12 protein-coding genes and 1 pseudogene are annotated in these 16,639 nt (G+C 71.0%); all 13 read left to right on the forward strand.

Features of this window, described 5'->3' with window-relative positions:
- Nucleotides 1-453: 453 nt before the first annotated feature.
- Nucleotides 454-2,319 carry an ABC transporter ATP-binding protein gene (locus tag E2651_RS18230; protein WP_135332229.1) on the forward strand — a complete coding sequence of 622 codons (1,866 nt, stop codon included), beginning with the start codon at nucleotides 454-456 and terminating at the stop codon, nucleotides 2,317-2,319.
- A 92-nt stretch (nucleotides 2,320-2,411) separates the two neighbouring features.
- The gene (locus tag E2651_RS18235; protein WP_135332222.1) at nucleotides 2,412-3,467 is read left to right on the forward strand and encodes an NUDIX hydrolase; all 1,056 of its coding nucleotides are present in this window, start codon (nucleotides 2,412-2,414) and stop codon (nucleotides 3,465-3,467) included.
- Nucleotides 3,451-4,836 (forward strand): MFS transporter, encoded by a 1,386-nt coding sequence (locus E2651_RS18240; RefSeq protein WP_245238961.1) that lies wholly within the window; start codon nucleotides 3,451-3,453, stop codon nucleotides 4,834-4,836. Before E2651_RS18235 ends, E2651_RS18240 begins: the two co-directional genes overlap by 17 nt.
- Nucleotides 4,833-6,146, forward strand: coding sequence for a methyltransferase domain-containing protein (locus E2651_RS18245; RefSeq protein ID WP_245238962.1), 1,314 nt, complete (start codon nucleotides 4,833-4,835; stop codon nucleotides 6,144-6,146). Before E2651_RS18240 ends, E2651_RS18245 begins: the two co-directional genes overlap by 4 nt.
- Before the next feature lie 121 nt (nucleotides 6,147-6,267).
- Nucleotides 6,268-7,305: a GNAT family N-acetyltransferase gene (locus tag E2651_RS18250; protein WP_245238965.1), complete on the forward strand. Its 1,038-nt coding sequence runs from the start codon at nucleotides 6,268-6,270 to the stop codon at nucleotides 7,303-7,305.
- Nucleotides 7,302-7,457 carry a hypothetical protein gene (locus E2651_RS43965; RefSeq protein WP_167828820.1) on the forward strand — a complete coding sequence of 52 codons (156 nt, stop codon included), beginning with the start codon at nucleotides 7,302-7,304 and terminating at the stop codon, nucleotides 7,455-7,457. Before E2651_RS18250 ends, E2651_RS43965 begins: the two co-directional genes overlap by 4 nt.
- A gap of 13 nt (nucleotides 7,458-7,470) precedes the next feature.
- The gene (gene fxlM / locus E2651_RS18255) at nucleotides 7,471-9,846 is read left to right on the forward strand and encodes a methyltransferase, FxLD system (protein WP_209446179.1); all 2,376 of its coding nucleotides are present in this window, start codon (nucleotides 7,471-7,473) and stop codon (nucleotides 9,844-9,846) included.
- Nucleotides 9,847-9,913: 67 nt separating this feature from the next.
- A pseudogene (locus E2651_RS18260) lies at nucleotides 9,914-10,012 on the forward strand (glycosyltransferase family 2 protein); the annotation flags it as partial.
- 39 nt (nucleotides 10,013-10,051) lie between these two features.
- A complete protein-coding gene (locus E2651_RS18265; RefSeq protein ID WP_135332225.1) occupies nucleotides 10,052-10,573 on the forward strand; it encodes a GFA family protein in 522 nt (173 codons plus the stop codon).
- Nucleotides 10,570-11,616: a phosphotransferase gene (locus tag E2651_RS18270; RefSeq protein ID WP_245238967.1), complete on the forward strand. Its 1,047-nt coding sequence runs from the start codon at nucleotides 10,570-10,572 to the stop codon at nucleotides 11,614-11,616. Before E2651_RS18265 ends, E2651_RS18270 begins: the two co-directional genes overlap by 4 nt.
- A gap of 145 nt (nucleotides 11,617-11,761) precedes the next feature.
- Nucleotides 11,762-12,547 carry a PIG-L deacetylase family protein gene (locus tag E2651_RS18275; RefSeq protein ID WP_135332226.1) on the forward strand — a complete coding sequence of 262 codons (786 nt, stop codon included), beginning with the start codon at nucleotides 11,762-11,764 and terminating at the stop codon, nucleotides 12,545-12,547.
- Nucleotides 12,548-13,105: 558 nt separating this feature from the next.
- Entirely contained in the window at nucleotides 13,106-15,928 is a 2,823-nt protein-coding gene (locus tag E2651_RS18280; protein WP_245238968.1) for a DEAD/DEAH box helicase, read from the forward strand.
- Nucleotides 15,925-16,639, forward strand: a 715-nt coding sequence (locus tag E2651_RS18285; protein WP_135332227.1) for an SWIM zinc finger family protein, incomplete at its 3' end; no start/stop codon positions are given. The genes E2651_RS18280 and E2651_RS18285, both read left to right, overlap by 4 nt.

The raw sequence follows: 16,639 nt of genomic DNA on the forward strand, positions 1-16,639 counted from the left end.
CGCGGCGGGGCCCGCGCAATACAAGGGCGCAGGTGTTCGGGACGTGCGCATCCCGCATGCCGTCGGCGAATCCGCTTCGTCCTAAACACGCGTGTTCGATCCACCCCGTCGCATCGTTGGTCCGGGCACCATCTCAGAGCCACAACCCTCCCTGATTGATGCAGAGTTGAGCCACTCTGCGGCGCCTGCTGTGCGGCGCCCTCAAAGGAGAAGAAGCGCCATGAATCCCGCCCTTGCCCCCGTGCATCAGCCCGCCGAAAACGGACATCGGCCCGCCGCTGCGGTGTCCCGCACGGACGAGCTTCGCGCAGCATCAATTCCGGATACGGGGTGGGCGGCATGAGTGAGCCCACCGATGCGTCAGCCGACAGGGTTCCGGGCCCGCGCACCACCGGGCCGACCGCCGCTTCCGCCCCGGCCGCGGCCAGCGAACCCACCTCGTCCGAGCAGCAGATGCGCTTCGTCGACGTGACCGGTAGCCGCGAGGCAGCCGGACGCTCGATCCGGATGCGTGACATGGCCCGCCGCCTGCCCCAGCTGGTGCGCCGGTCGCTGGCCCTGGCCTGGCGCGTCGACCGGCGGGCGACCGTCGGCCTTCTGCTGTGTCAGCTGGTCACCGGCGTGATGCAGGCCCTGGGCCTGGTCGCGATCGCCGGTACCCTCACCGCCCTGCTGCGCGACGGCGACGTCTACCACCGGCTCCTTGAGGCGTGGCCCTCCGTCGCCCTGCTCGCCGGAGCCGCCGGGGTACGCGCGCTCCTCGGCATCACGGTCAACTGGCTGTCCTCCCGCCTGAGTCCGCTGATGACCCGCGAGGCCGAGCAGATGCTGCTCACTGGCTGCGTTGAGGTCGAGCTGTCTGCCTACGACGATCCGGACTTCAACCGCGACCGTGAGGCCGCCGACCGCGGGGCCCAGGTCACCGGTGACCTGATCGACGAAGGCCAGGACCTGATTGCCTCGGCCGCCGCCTTCCTCGCCGGGGCGATCGTCCTGGCGGGTGTGCACTGGGTGCTTCTCCCCCTCCTCGTCGCCGCCAGCGTGCCGCAAGCAGTGGCCCAGGTCAGCGCCGCCCGTGTCCGCTACCTGGCCAACCTGCGCAGCAACGGCGACAACCGGATGCTGACGGTGCTGCGCTGGCACATCTTCACCCGCGAAGCCGCCGACCAGATCCGCGCCGGAACCATGGCCGATTTCCTTTCCGGCCGCTACCGCAGCACCGTCGCCCGGATCAACCGCGAGGACCGGGCTGCAGCCGACCAGGGCGCCCGCATGTCTCTGATCGGCGCCGTGTGCGGAGGGCTGGGGTCGGCGGTGGTATGGGCGGCAGTCGTGTGGCTGCTTGCCACCGGCCGGATCACCGTCGGTCACGCCGGAACAGCTGTCTTCGCCCTCCAGGCCGCCGGCATGTCGGTCCGCGGCCTGGTGTCCATCGGCGCGCGCACCGTACGGACCGGGCTCTACATGGACGACTGGACCCGCTTCCTGGACCGGGCTGGCGGCTTCCAAATGCGCCGCGGCCCGCACCGGCCCCCGGCGCCGGAAACGATCGAGGTCAAAGCGCTCACCCACCGCTACGCCGGCAAGGACCGCGACGCCCTGTCCGACGTCTCTCTCACCCTGCGCCGCGGCGAGATCACGGCCTTGGTCGGCTACAACGGCTCCGGCAAATCGACGCTGTCGAAGCTGATCAGCGGCCTCTACCTCCCGTCGGGAAGCGGCCAAGTGCTCTGGGACGGCGTTCCCACCGACACCATCGACCCGCAGGCGCTGTGGCAGCAGGTCGCCCTCGTACCGCAGGACTACGCCCACTGGCCGCTGACCGTCCGCGAGAACGTGAACCAGGGACAGCCCACCGAGCGCGGTGACGAGGCGGTCCGCGAGGCCTGCGCGGCCGCCGATGCCGACGAGGTCGTCGACACGCTCGGCGCCGGCCTGGACACCCTTCTGGCCCGCGAGTGGCTCAACGGCGAAGAGCTCAGCGGCGGCCAGTGGCAGCGCATCGCCCTGGCCCGGGCCTTCTTCCGCCAGGCCGGACTGCTCGTCCTGGATGAGCCGACCGCCAACCTCGACCCCCGCGCTGAATTCCGCATCTTCCAGCGGCTGCGGTCCCTGGCCCGGGACCGCGCCGTCCTGCTGGTGACCCACCGCATGACCAGCGTCGCCATCGCCGACCGCATCGTGGTCCTCGACGAAGGAAGGATCGTTCAGGAAGGGACGTACGCCGAACTCTCCGAACAGGAGGGGCCCTTCGCGAAGTTGCTGTCCTACCAGATCGCTTCCGAGGCGGACGGCGACATGCACGAGGCCCCCGCGTGAGCGGCCACAGCGCCGCCCCGGCGCTCCCCGCCGCCGCAGCTCTGCCCACGGCCGCAGCCCCTCCTGCCCCCGCATCGCTCCGAGGTGATGACATGCCGCTCACGCGCTCCGACATCCGCAGGACTGCCGAGAAATATCTCGCCCGCCACCCGGAGGAGCGGGCCGCGCTCGCCGGACTGATGACTCTCCTGGACGGCGCCGACGACCCGGCCGACCGTGCAACGCTGCCCGGACACGTCACGTGCAGCGCGGCAGTCATCGACCGGGAGCAGCGCGTCCTGCACATCGCTCACCGAGGCACCGGCCTGCTGCTGCCCCCTGGTGGCCACATCGAGGGCGACCGGACGCTCCTGGCTGCGGCGCTGCGCGAGGTGTGTGAGGAGACCGGATTGCAGGCGAGGGATCTGTGCTTGACCCCGCAGTTCCTCGGCTCTCCCGTCGACGTCGACATCCACGACATCGACGCCAACCCCTCCAAAGGCGAGGGCCCGCATCAGCACTTCGATTTCCGCTACGCCTTCTACCTCAGCCCCGAAGACCACCCTGAGCTGGCGCTGCAGGACGCAGAGGTCGACGGTGCCCGGTGGCTCGAGTTGTCCAAGGTGCGCTCCTCGACCCTGCGCAGCAAGCTCCTGGCCGCGCGCGCCCAGGGCCTGGGCGGGAAGCCGGAACCCGTGAACGCCTCCGCGCTGATCCACAACGGGGAAGGGGCGTACCTTCTGCATCTGCGCGACGACCGCCCCGGGATTTGGCAGCCCTGGAACATGGCACTGTTGGGAGGCGGCCGCTGTGCGAGCGACCGGGACCTCATGGACACCGTGCGGCGCGAACTCGCCGAGGAGGTTCCGGGGCTCGACGTGGGCGAGCTGACGCCCTACGCCGTCGAAGAGGAAACCAGCGTCGACGGTCTGGCCGTGCCCATCCAGGTCTTCAGCGGGCTCTGGCGCGGCGATGTCGGCCGACTCCGACTGCACGAGGGGGTTTTGCTGTACTGGGCGTCCCTCAGCGACCTGGACCGGCTCCGTCTGACCCCAGGGCTGGCCGGGCTCATCCGCCGTCATGCGGCCGAGGAGTCGGCGGCCGGAGAGGTCGTGCCGCACCAGATGCCCGGGGCACCTGAGGGGGTGCGCGGTGGCAGCGGAGCCTGACTCTCTTGCCGCGGCGCCGCCGGAAGGAGTGTCGCTGTGGAAGCACCACGATTTCCGCCGCTACCTGTCCGGGCAGGCCGCCAATGTGGTGGGCAGCTCCATCACGTCGATGGCGCTGCCGGTGCTGGCCGTCCTTGAGCTGGACGCCACCTCTGGCCAAGTCGCACTCCTCGCGCTGTGCGGGCAGCTTCCGCCCGCCTTGCTTGCGTTGCACGCCGGTGCGATCGCCGACCGGCACTCCAAGCGGCATCAGATGATTGCCGGGGACCTCGTCAGCGCCGCGGCGCTGACGACCGTTCCGGCCGCGGCCGCGCTGGGCGCGCTGTCCCTGGGGCAGCTCATGGTGGTCGCCGCGGTGCAGGGCGCCGCCGGGGTGCTGCACGACGCGGCGGCGATCAGCCTCCTGCCGTCCTTGGTCGACCGGTCGCTGATCCAGCGGAGCAACAGCTGCGTTGGCGCGTTGTTCGCCGTGGCCGCCACAGGCGGCAGCACGCTCGGCGCAGCGCTGACCGGCCTGCTGGGACCGGCCCGGGCGCTGCTCGGTGACGTGCTGTCCTTCCTCGTCAGCGTCTGGTGCACCACCCGGGTGCGGGCCCGTGGTGACATCGCGGCGCCTGCGGGGCGGCGCCCGCTGCGCACCGAGATCACCGACGGACTGCGCTATGTGGGCGCGGACGGCCGGTTGAGCGTGCTCACGGCCGTCAACGCGACCACCTCGCTCGGGCTGTCCCTGCTGAACACGTTGTGGGCGCTGTATCTGCTGCGCACGTTGCAGATGAGCGCGACCGCATTCGGCGTCGTCCTGGGCATTGGCGCCCTGGGGGCGGCCACGGGAGCCCTGACCGCGCCGGGCCTCACCCGCCGGTACGGGCCGGGACCGATGCTGCTCACCGCTCTCGCCCTGACACCGGTAACTCAGCTGCCCCTGCTGCTGGCCTCGCCCGGTCTCGCCTGGCAGATCGTGATCGGCGGGGCGCTGTTCGTGCAGCTGGCGTGCGCCGGAGCGGCCGGCACCACACAGCGGTCGATCCGGCAGATCGTCACCGATGCGCACATGCAGGCCCGCATGCAGGCCGTCAGCACCTGCCTGACCTCAGCGGCCCGCCCACTGGGCGCGCTGCTCGCCGGCGGCCTGGGCGTGTGGCTGGGCGTCCGCCCCGCGCTGATCGCCGGCGCTGCTCTCCTCACCGTGCCGTTCGCCGTCCTGGCGTGCTCGCCCCTTCGAGGCCTGCGCCACATGCCCAGCCACCCGACCCTCCCGCCTTCCGACGCCGGGGATACCGCCGTGTCCGAACAGTGCACAGGAGCATCGCTGCCCGGGCCGTCGCGCCCGAGAGCAGCCCGTGCGGGCGAAGGAGAAGCCCCGTGACATCCGGGCACATCCCCCAGACGACGGCCACCGCCACACCTCAAGCGGAGCGTCCACGCCCGGCCGTGGACGCGGCCGTCTTGACGACTACGGCCCCCGAGAACGACGAGCCGGACGTCGCGGCCCTGCGGGCGGCGATGGTTGCCCGTCTACGCGACGCGGGCGATGTGCGGCCAGGCCCTGTGAGCGACGCGCTGTCGGCGCTGCCCCGAGAAGCGCTGATGCCGCAGGCATACGTGCGACGTTCCGCGGACGATGAGGAACCACGGCGTTGGGACCTCTTGGACTGGGCCGTGCCGGCCGACCGCGCTGAGCTGGCCCAGGTGCTGTACAGCGGGGTCAGTGTGCTCGTCCAGCACGACGGCGAGCCGCTGCTGGGCCGGACCCACAGCAGCCGGTCGGGCGGGTCGATCACGTCGACGTCGACGCTGATGAGCCTGACCGCCTCACTCCTGGACAAGCTGGATCTGCGCCCGGGGCTGCGGGTGCTGGACGTCGGCACGGGCGCGGGAGTGAGCGCCGCGGTGGCCTGTCAGATCTGTGGCGACCAGGCAGTGACAACCCTGGACCGGGACCCGCAGGTGACCGACGCGGCCGCCGCCCGCCTGTCCGATCTCGGCTTCCGCCCGCAGGTGGTGTGCGGATCAGGCGAAAAGGGCGTGCCGGAGCAGGAGTTCGACCGGATCTTCGTGTCCTACTCGGTGACGTGCGTGCCGACGGCCCTGGTCGAGCAGCTCGCTCCCGGCGGCAAGCTGCTGGCGCACGTGACCAGCTCGTCCCCGTCGTGGCCCGGACTCGCTGTCGTCAGGCGCACCGCCGACGGACACGTCACGGCAGAGCTTCGGGCCGTGGAGTTCGCGCACCGCGCCGGGCACGGCATGGAGCGGATCTGGCTCGGCGAAGAGTTCCGGCAGCGCATGGCCACCGACCCGGGCACGTGGACCCAGCGGAGCATGCTGGCGCCGCCCGAGGACAGCGAGCGCGGTTTCTGGCTCGCGGCAGATCACCTCCTCGGCGGGCTGGTGCGGGACTACAGCTCCGAGCATCTGGCGATCGGCGCACCCGGCTCTGGCTCCTGGATGCGCGCCGAGCCGGTGGGCCACCGCCGCTGGAGCGTCACCACCCACGGGCCGAGAGACATCTGGGCCGAGCTCCAAGACCTCGCCCGTCGGTGGCGCGCTGCAGACTCCCCTGACCGCTACCAGCTCGTCGTCGACGCGGACGGTGGACAGCGGGCCGCCTCCGAGTGCGGGCGTCTGTCCTGGCGTCTGCCCGTTCTCCGCCCCCGCACCGATGGAGCTGCCTCATGATCCCTCCCTCCGCATCCCTTCCTGGGCCCGCACCGCAGCAGGACGACCTGTTCGGACCGAAGGGCCCTGGCCCGGCTGCGCGCCGAGCGCGGTGCGCCTCCTCAACGACAGGAGATGCGACGTGAATCCCGACGCCGACCTCGCGGCCGAGGCCGAGCCGCGCGACGCCAGCGGGCGGCCGCCGGTCCGCGCGGCGACCGCCGCTGACGCTGAAGCCATCACCCGGATGCGTTCCGAGTACGTCCTGTCCGCGCCGCTCACCGACGACTGGCTGCGCCAGTGCACGGACGACCTCGCGCCACGCCTGACCTCCACGGGAGACGCGCGGGCCTTCCTCATCCAGGCCCCGGACGGCACGCTGGCAGCCTGTGCCCTGGGCCTGATCAGCCCCGTACTCCCGGCCCCGTCCTATCCCCGAGGCCGGGCCGCCCGCGTACAGCTCGTCGTCACACACCCCAACTTCCGGCGCCGCGGGTACGCCCGTGCCGTCGTCGCCGCGCTCCTGGACCACCTCACCGCCGAGGACACCACGCTGTTCGAGCTGCACACCAGCCCGCAGGCCGCACCCCTGTATCGGGACTTCGGCTTCAGCGGCAGCCCGGCGCTCATGCGGATGACCCGGCGCAGCACCTCTGCCCCGTTACCGGCCGCCACGGGAGGAGGACCATCGTGGGTGCCGCCTGAGCAGTACGCCCAGTCTCTGCCCAAGGCCGTCGCCTACGTCTGCCTCTACGTTACGGACGAAGCCGACCGCCCCCTGCAACTGCACTCCGTGTACTCGCCCTCCCACCCCTGGCACATGATCGGCGGCGCGCTCGACCTGGGCGAGACACCCTGGGAGGCAGCCGTACGCGAATGCCGGGAAGAGACCGGCCTGGACATCGCGGGCCCGCCCCGGCTGCTGGCCACCGTGTACGGGCCCCCGCGACCGCGGCGTCCCTTCAGCACGGTGCAGTTCGTCTTCGACGGCGGACGCCTGAGCACCGAACAGATCCACCGCATCGTCCTCGCTCCGCACGAGCACGACGAGGCGCGCGTCCTGCCTCTTGACCAATGGCAGGCCCTGATGCCCGACACCGACTTCGCGCGTCTTCGCGCGGTAGAGGAGGCCCGCCGCACCGGCGTGGCCGGCTATTTCGACAGCTGGGGGACCACATGACGAGCAACGGCATCGTGCTGCTGCCCGGCCCGAAGGTCGCAGCCATCCCCGTGCACGACTGCGGCGAGCCCGGGTCGACGTCCGCGGCCAGCCGACCGTCCTCCACGGCCCCGTCCAACTGCCCTGATGCCGCACCACCCCGCCTTCACTAAGGAGGAGCGACCTGTGGGATACACCCGCACTGACTGGTCTGAGCACTACAGCGACGGGCATGGCTTCCGGCGGCTCGGGGACGAGGAGAAGCATCTGCTCGCCGAGTACGCCGCCCCCGCACCGGACGGCGGGCGAGCGCTCGACATCGGCTGCGGCACCGGCGAGTTGTCCGTCTACCTCACCTCCCTCGGCTACACCGTCGACGGCGTCGACTTCGCCGAAGGCGCTCTTGAGCGGGCGCGTGCCGAGCACGCGGAGACGCCCGGGGTGCGGTGGCTGTGCCTGGACGTGGAGAACGACGACCTTGAGCCGCTGGCCGAAGAGGGCTACGGCCTGATCACCGTGCGTCTGGCCATCGCCTTCCTCTCCAACCCCACCGCCACCCTGCTGCGTCTGGCCGAGCTGCTGACCGCTGACGGGCGGCTCGTCGTCATCACGCCGACCACCGCGCACACACCCGCCGAACGGCGCCACATCGCGCTCGATGAGGGCCAACTCACCGTCCTCACGGACCCGTTCGACGGCGCTGCGCGGTACACCGCGGACGAGTTGGCCGTGCTGGTGCTGGGCAAGAAGGCCCGTCCCGGCCAGGCCGTCGAGCGCACCCACCCGCCCGCACCTCGGGCGGTCTTCGGCGCGGCCGCGGTGGTGACCGATGACCAGGGTCGTGTGCTGCTCGGCCGCCGCCTGGGTCGCACTCCCGCATGGGAGCTGCCCGCCGGGAGGATCGAGCCCGGCGAAACCGCGGCCGCGGCCGCGGTGCGAGAGCTCGGCGAGGAGACCGGACTGTCCGCCCGCGTGGGGGACGCCCATGTGCTCGCCGTGCTGCACGACGCACGCGAGAGCGTCACCCGCGTGACTGCCGTCGTGCGGATCAGCGCGCACACGGGCACGGTCGGACGACCGGAGGAGCAGTTCCTGCGCTGGGAGTGGCACCGCCTGCACACGCTGTCCGCGATCGGCGACCTGTTCGCCCCCACGGCCGCGGCGCTGAACGCTGTGTGGCCCGGCATCCTCCCCGAGGCGCCGCCGGTCATCGCCTATCGCGTTGCCGCCGATGAGCCGGCCGTGCCCGGCGAGCCCGCAGAGGCTGGCCGGCTGCGCGATGCGATGGCCCAGACCGTCGTCGACGGCGGCTGGGCTCTGTCCCCGGCGGTGCAGCAGGCACTGCGGGCCGTTCCCCGTCACCGGTTCGCGCCGGAGGCGCCGCTGTCCACGTCGTACGACGGCAGCGACCGGGCCGTGGTCACCCGGCGCGATGAGACCGGAACGGCCATCACCTCGGTCTCGGCCGCGTGGCTCCAGGCCGACATGATCGAGCACCTCGGCCTGGCGCCAGGAGCGGCCGTGTTCGAGGCAGGATCGGGCGGCTACAACGCCGCGCTCCTCGCGCACGTCGCCGGGCCCGACGGCCGGGTCGTGACGGCCGACATCGACCGGTGGGTCACCGACCGCACGCGCCGATTCCTCGCCGAGACAGGCACCGGCCGCGTCGATGTCGTGGAGAGGGACGGATCTCTCGGCGCCCCGGCGCCGCTGGTGCCCCGCGGCGGCTTCGACGCCAGCGTCATCACCTACAACTGCTGGGACATCGCGCCAGCCTGGCGCCAGCAGCTGGCCGAGGGTGGCCGACTGGTCCTGCCGCTGGAACTCGGGGGCTACACCCGGGCCATCACCTTCGAGCGGCGCGGCCAGGTCCTGCACGCCCGCCACCTCACTTACTGCGGCTTCGTCCGCGACCAGAGCCAGCAGGCCCGCACCATTCCCGTCGCCTCCCTTCTCGACGGCGAGCTGACGCTGCGCTTCGAGCACGGCACGGACACCGACACGGACGGCCTGGAGGAGGCGCTGCGCGGCCCGCGGCGCGAGGTCGCCACCGGCGTGCTGATGGGCCCGAACGTCTTCTTCGGCTCGCTGCAGCTGTACGCCGCCACCACCGTCCCGCAAGGTGTCACGTTCGGCCGTCTAGTCGCCCACACGAATGCGGGCGTCACCAACATCGCCAAGGACCGAGACGCACCTGCGATCGTCGACGGTCCCTCCCTGGCCTACCTCACGGCTGTGCAGATCCGGGACGGTGAGCAGCCTGAGGACAAGCAGTGGGAGTGGTTCGCGTACGGCTTCGGCAACCGAGGAACGCAACTGGCCGAGCACCTGGTGGCCACGGTCCGGGCCTGGGACCGCCACGTGCGCGCCGAGGACAACGACCAGCACGTCGACCCGGTCCTGACGGTGTTTCCGGCGGGCACGCCCGACGATCAGCTGCCGGCCGGGGACGTCCTTGACAAGGAGAATTGTCGGCTGGTTGTCCGGTGGCCCGGACGTGACGCCTTGCTGGAATGCCCTGTTGAGCAGCGCGCTGCCGACGCAGTGCCGGAAGGGGTGTGACGTGAAGCCATCAGTGCGTGAACCGGTGTTCGCCGCTCCGGCCGAGCACGACGACAGGCAGCGGATGCGCGAGGGCTGGACGAGCCGCCGCAGCCCGGAACGGCGCCCGATGAGCTGGCGCACCGTGTGGCGCCTGACCGTGGCCGGACGCCTGCCCATCATCTGACCGGCAACTGCCCCCTACCCGAAGCCGATGAGGAGACCCATGTCCACCGCATCCCACCAGCCCGGCCCCGGCCGCCCCACTCAGCCCGGCGACGCGCCCGCCACTCCCGGCTGCACCGAGGAGGGGCCTGACCTTGTCACGGCTGACAAGGAGCCCAAGGCGAGGACCGGGGGCTGCGAGTGCGGCCACATCAGGTACAAGGTGACCGGTGATCCGGACGACCCGCACTTGTGCGCATGCCGTCACGAGACGCGGATCTCAGGGGGACCTGCAGTCCTGTGGGTCGGGTTCCCCAAGGAGAGCTTGCGGTGGGTCGGGCCGGGCGGAGAGCCCACTTGGTACGCGAGTTGGCCCACGCTGCACCGCGGGTTCTGTCCACGCTGCGGAAGCCAGCTCGTCTCCGTCGCCGACGGCTCCGACATGATCATGGTGACCGCCTTCAGTCTCGACGACCGCACTGGCACGGATCCGGTCGGATTCAGCTTCCGCGACGAAGCGGTTCCGTGGATGTCCATTCGGCTCGCGTCCGACTCCTCAGAGCCTCCGGTGGCAGCACCGTGACCTCCGCTGATACGCAGGAGCAGATCACGACGGTCGCCAGTACGCTGGTGCTCGCGTACGGACTGCACCCGGCAGAAATAACGCGAATCCCGGAGGGCACCGCGACGGACAACTACACCATCGTGGATCAAACGGGTCATCGGCACTTCGCCAAGGTCTACCGCACTGGAGAACACTTGGATCTGGAACGGGCGTCGATCGAACTATCCGAGTACGCCGCCGACGGAGGAGTCGGGACCGCGCGGGCAACCCGAACGCGCGAGCACGAACTCCTCGAGACCCACGGCCGCCTGCCGATGTCCCTGTGGTCGTACGTGCCGCACACCGAGACTGCCGAGGGCAACCTGGCTGGTGCACGGTGGGCAGCCGTCGGCACAGCGATGGGCCGCCTCCACAGCCGACTCGCCGCACACCCCGCCGCCGCACCCACCCTGGAACCTGGTGCCGCGGTGTGCGACGTGGTCACCGCACGGGACCGCTTCGAGCGCCTGATTCACGCGTACCAGCGCAGGCTGAGGCTCGGGGAGTTCGAGACGTGGGCACTGCAAGCGGCGCGTGAGCGACAAGCCATCTTGGGGGACGTCGAGCGCACCCTCGCCTCGCTTCCACAGCTGACCGTCCAGATCCTGCACGGCGACATGGCCGGCCCCAACGTCCTGTTGGAGAACGACGAGGTAGCCGCGATCGTGGACTTCCGACCGCCCACACCCGGGTACCTCGCCTGGGAGATCGCGCGTCTTGGCTGTGACCCCAAGAGCGTGCTGGACAACAGTGCGGAGAGCTGGCTCACCGGATACACCGATCTCACCCTGGCCTACCGGGACGCCAACCCTATGGCGTCCGTGGACGACCTCTTGTCCTCGCTTCGTGTCGGCTGTGCAGCCATGCTCTGCTCGGCCTTTCCGTTGTCGGTACCAGTGGAAAGGCCGCACATCGTCGACGCCGCACTTGAGGCCTACGGGCGGGTGCGGCACGAGGCAGCTCTGATGCTGCTGGACCGGCTACCTGTCATGGAGGAGGCCCTGCGTGACGCTCTTTACTGACTTCATGCCCCCCTGGCCGACGTAACTCTGAACATGCGCACACCGGATCTCCGTGCCAGGCAAGCAGGTAAGCGATCTGTAGAGCGCGTACCGCACACGGATCCTGTTACCACCGAGAGACAAGATGTCTGACTGCGACGAACTGATGCCAGAGAAGGCCGTATCGTCCACGAATCCGTCCCTGCTCGGCGTGTTCGCTCATCCCGATGACGAGAGCCTCCTGGCCGGTGGTGTCCTCGCCCAGCACGCCGCCGCACACGCGCGCACCGCCGTCGTCACCATGACGTGGGCGCCCGACAGCGCGCGGGCCGCCGAACTCGCCGACGCCTTGCGGGTACTCGGGGCGGGCGCTCCGCGCATGCTCGGATACGGCGGCGCCCGCAACGAGCAGGCGGACCCCGGCCGTGCCCGGCTCGTCGACGCCCCGCTCGACGAGGTGGTCGCCGCCCTGGTCAAGCAGATCCGCACGTTCCGACCCGACATCGTCGTCACGCACGACGCCCTGGGCCAGTTGACCGGTCACCCGGACCACCGCCGTACCCACCAGGCCGCGCTCCTCGCCGTCCAGGACGCGGGGCTCGCGCACCTCCATCCTGGGGCCGGTGCGCCCTGGCAACCGCGCGCCGTGTACTGCGCCACGCACCCCGAGTCCGGCGTCGGCGACCTCGGACCGCTCCTTGAGGCCGTCGGCAAAGCCGTGCTCGCGGTGCCGGACGCGTACGCCACCACCACCGTCGACGCCACCCCCTGGCTGGACCAGAAGTGGGCGGCGATTCTCGCGCACCGCGGAGAGGCCGCCCGCGCGCGGCCACTGCCCGGCATCCTCGCCCGCCAGCCCACTGAGGTTCGGCGGCGCATCCTCGCGACCGAGTACTTCACCCGGCTCGCGACCGGGCCTGCCCCGGACGACCCCCACCGGCTCACCGCCTGACTACACGCCCCTCACTGTCCCGGTCCGCGCGACCGGCCCCGTTCCTGATCGGATAGTCATGACGACAACATCCGTCGCCGGTACGCGGACGCCGCGCTGGACGCTCGCACCAGGGTGCTGCACTCCCAACTCGGAGCGACTACTCGACAAATGGGATGAGACTGGTGACGCACTCCTCAACCGCCCCGGGGAAGCCTCCAGCTCTCCGCAGCAAGTCGGCCACCAGAGCGGCCCGCGCTTCGAGGACATCGTCAATGCCTCCTGGCGGGCGATGACCACCCGCCTCTCTGGCCCGCGCTCTGCCAGATCATCGTCGCCAACTCGGTTCCGACGGCTCGGAGGCGGGGAGAAGAGCCTGATCGCCGAGTGCGCCCCGATTCCTGGGTGGCTAGGCGCATACCGGGACCCCAGACGCGCCGGGCTCTCCTAGCACGTTTGTCGCTCGATCGGGTTCGTTCCTCCGCGATCCGTCTGCACCGGTCCAGCCGAAGGCAGACTCGCATCTGTCGGCTGCCTCGACTCCTGAAGGGCAGCGTGGCTGAAGGGAGTTCGTCATCTGTGGGCCGATTCCGCCTGGTCGACTATGTGGCCGCCTTCGATCCTGCCGATCCGCCGCGGGAAGGCCGGATGGTGTTCTGGCGGCCCACGGCGACGATGGGACCGCCCGAGAAGCTGACGGTTCCCGAGGGCGCCGTGCGCGGGGAGCAAGACGCCACGGTCGTGCGCGCGCAGCGTGACGGGGTCCGCTCCGCCCGGGTTCCGTACTGGTGGATGCCCCTCGATGCCGCCGTGCCGGTCCTGGCCCGCTGTCGCACCGACGGCGAGGGTGATGAGAGCTGCCAGTTCTGGGGTGCGGCTGCGCTGTTCGCCCTGCATCTGCTGGCGCGCGGCCGCATGTGCCTGGACGTCACGTCCACCGGCTTCGACACCTGGTGCAGTGCCCCGGATCTGCCGGACGAGCGCGAGCACTTCGAGCGGCTCGCCGCGGCGATGCCGCCGCAGGCTAGAGCTCTGCCATTCGCTGCGAGCACGTATCCGCCGGCGATCCCGGAGGCGTCGTTCCTGCTCGGCGCGTTCCTCGACGCGGTCGCCGACACCCTCCCGCGCACCCCGGGCGCCGCGTACCTGACCGGATCGGGCGCGTTCGCGGCCCGCGCGCCGCAGCATGTCCCGCAGCTGATGCTGGGCACGGGCGCTCGGCCGGGCGCGGATCCGGTGGCGCCGGTCAGCGTGCAGATCTCGCTACGCCTGCAGATCGCCGAGCAGGGCGACACCGGCGTACAGGCGATCGTGCAGGTGCAGGACGTCGAGCCGCCTCAGGACCTGATGGATGCCGGCTCCCTATGGCGCCGGCCTGCTCCTGCCGGGTCGCCGGATGACGCCCGGCAGATGGGCACGCGGGTCGCGTTGCGCGGCGCCGCCCGCGCCTGGCCGCCGCTGCAGCGCCTGTTGGATGCCGAGGTGCCCGACGCCCTCGAGCTGAGCGTCGAAGAAGTCGAGGACCTGCTCGGGGACGCCGTCACCGACCTCGCCTCGGCGGGCTGCGAGGTGCACTGGCCCCGTGACCTGGTCCGCTCCCTCACGGTCCGGGCCATCCTGGCGCCCAAGAGGCCAGGCGGCGCGCCCTCCGGGCTGCTGGGCCCGGACTCGCTGCTCAGTTTCCGCTGGCAAGCCGCGCTGGCGGGCGGAGAAGACCTCACCGATGCCGAGATGGACCGGCTGGCCGAGGCGAAGCGCCCCTTCGTCCGGCTGCGCGACCAGTGGGTCCTCGTCGACGCGGCCCTGCTGCGCAAGGCCCGGGGGCGGCAGATCGCCGAACTGTCGGCCATCGACGCCGTCGCCGCGGCGCTGACCGGAACGGTCGAAGTGGGCGGCGACAGCATTCCGGTCGAGCCCGTCGGCTGGCTCGCCACCCTGCGCACGGCGCTCACCGGGCCGGTGCCCGCCACGCCGGTCCCCGAGAAGCTGGCCGGCACGCTGCGGCACTACCAGCAGCACGCCCTGTCCTGGATGCAGCAGCTCACCTCGCACGGGCTGGGCTGCTGCCTCGCCGACGACATGGGGCTGGGCAAGACCATCACCCTCATCTCGCTCCACCTCACACGCCAGGAGACCAGGACCAGTCGCGGCCCGACACTCGTGGTGTGCCCCGCCAGTCTCCTGGGCAACTGGGAGCGGGAGATCCGCCGCTTCGCCCCGACATCGCGTGTGCGCCGCTTCCACGGCCCCGGACGCACCGTGGACGGCCTCGAGGAGGACGCATTCGTCCTGACCACCTACGGCACCGCCCGGCTCAACGCCGAGCAACTCGGTGGCGTGGACTGGTCGTTGACCGCTCTCGACGAGGCGCAGTACGTCAAGAACGCGACGTCGTCCACTGCCCGCGCCCTGCAGGAGATCCACTCCCGCGCCCGCGTCGCGCTCACCGGCACGCCTGTGGAGAACAACCTCAGCGAGTTGTGGTCCCTGCTGGACTGGACCACCCCCGGGCTGCTCGGCCCCCTCAAAGCATTCCGGACCCGCGTCGCCAAACCGATCGAGGCGCACCGCGATCCGGCCGCCACCGCCCGGCTCGCCACCCTGATCCGCCCCTTCGTGCTGCGCCGCCGCAAGTCCGATCCCGGGATCGCGCCGGAACTGCCCGCCAAGACCGACACCGCCCAGTACACGTCCCTGAGCAAGGAGCAGGCGGTGCTGTATGAGGCGGTGGTCCGCGAGACGATGGAGCAGATCTGTGCCGCCGAGGGCATCGCGCGGCGCGGCCTGGTCCTCAAGCTCCTCACCGCGCTGCGGCAGATCTGCAACCACCCGGCGCAGTACCTCAAGGAGAAGGAGCCCCGGCGTCTGGCCGGTCGCTCCGGCAAGCTCGATCTCTTCGACGATCTGTTGAGCGTCATGCTCGCCGAGCAGCAGTCGGTGCTGGTGTTCACCCAGTACGTAGAGATGGCCCGAATCGTGTCGGCCCGCCTGTCCCAGCAGAGCGTCGATCACCGCATGCTGCACGGCGGCACGCCCGTCGCCCACCGCCACGCCCTGGTCGATGCCTTCCAGAACGGCGACTGGCCGGTCTTCCTCCTGTCCCTGCGGGCCGCCGGCACCGGCCTCACACTCACTCGTGCTAGCCACGTCGTGTTCATAGACCAGTGGTGGAACCCCGCGGTCATGGACCAGGCCGCCGACCGCGCGCACCGGATCGGCTCCCCGCATCCCGTCCAAATCCACCGCCTGATCAGTGAAGGCACCGTCGAGGAGCGGATCGCGGACCTGCTCGCCGCCAAGAAGGACCTCGCCGACACGGTCCTCGCGGACACCAGCAGTGGGCTGACGGAGCTGACCGACGCACAGCTCTTCGACCTGATCACGCTCAGGAGAAGCCGATGACCCTCCCCGACAAGGGCCCCTACCAGCTGCGCCTGGCCCCCTTCAGCCCGCTGCCGGGCACTGAGATGTGCGAACGCCTCGGCGGGCACAGCTGGTTGGACTCGCTCTCACCCACCGCCAAGGGCTCCAGGAGCAGCGCCCACCCGCTCGCCCGCGCCCGCGCCTACGCGCGCACCGCCCCGGTGACCCACCTCGCGATCGAGCCCGGCACAATCCGGTGCTGGATCAACGAGAACACCAATCCCGCCCCCTCCCCCTACGCCTACACGTCTCAGCCCAACCCCACGATCCGCATCCCGGTCCTGGACGGATCACAGTGGCGCGATCTGACGTTGATCACTCGTCATCTCGTCGACCGGTTGGCACGCCTGCCCGCCGAGGACGTCCTGTACGAGATCAACAAGGCGGGCGCCCGCAACGGAATCCGGCTCCTGCCGACCATCGACCAGTGCCACGCCTCATGCAGCTGCTCCAGCCGCAGCGCCCTGTGCAAGCACGCCGCCACTGCCTTGTTCCAGGTCGCCCGCTGCCTCGACGTGATGCCCCTGGCCCTCCTGCTGCTTCGCGGCCGCTCCGCGACAGATTTCCTCGCCGGTCTCCAGGACCCCGTTCATCCGAGCCTTCGCCCCCACTACCGGCCCGTCCACTTCTCACATCCGCCGGCCGTTTCCGCCCAGGCCGCCTACGACCGCTGGCAGCACTCCCCCCGCC

Source organism: Streptomyces sp. MZ04 (genome assembly GCF_004684775.1).
Classification (GTDB): Bacteria; Actinomycetota; Actinomycetes; order Streptomycetales; family Streptomycetaceae; genus Streptomyces.

What these genes read in the sequence shown, in the direction of transcription:
- E2651_RS18230 (WP_135332229.1), top strand. Translation starts at nt 454, where the DNA reads ATGCGCTTCGTCGACGTGACCGGTAGCCGCGAGGCAGCCGGACGCTCG.
- E2651_RS18235 (WP_135332222.1), top strand. Translation starts at nt 2,412, where the DNA reads ATGCCGCTCACGCGCTCCGACATCCGCAGGACTGCCGAGAAATATCTC.
- E2651_RS43965 (WP_167828820.1), top strand. Translation starts at nt 7,302, where the DNA reads ATGACGAGCAACGGCATCGTGCTGCTGCCCGGCCCGAAGGTCGCAGCC.
- E2651_RS18265 (WP_135332225.1), top strand. Translation starts at nt 10,052, where the DNA reads ATGTCCACCGCATCCCACCAGCCCGGCCCCGGCCGCCCCACTCAGCCC.
- E2651_RS18275 (WP_135332226.1), top strand. Translation starts at nt 11,762, where the DNA reads ATGCCAGAGAAGGCCGTATCGTCCACGAATCCGTCCCTGCTCGGCGTG.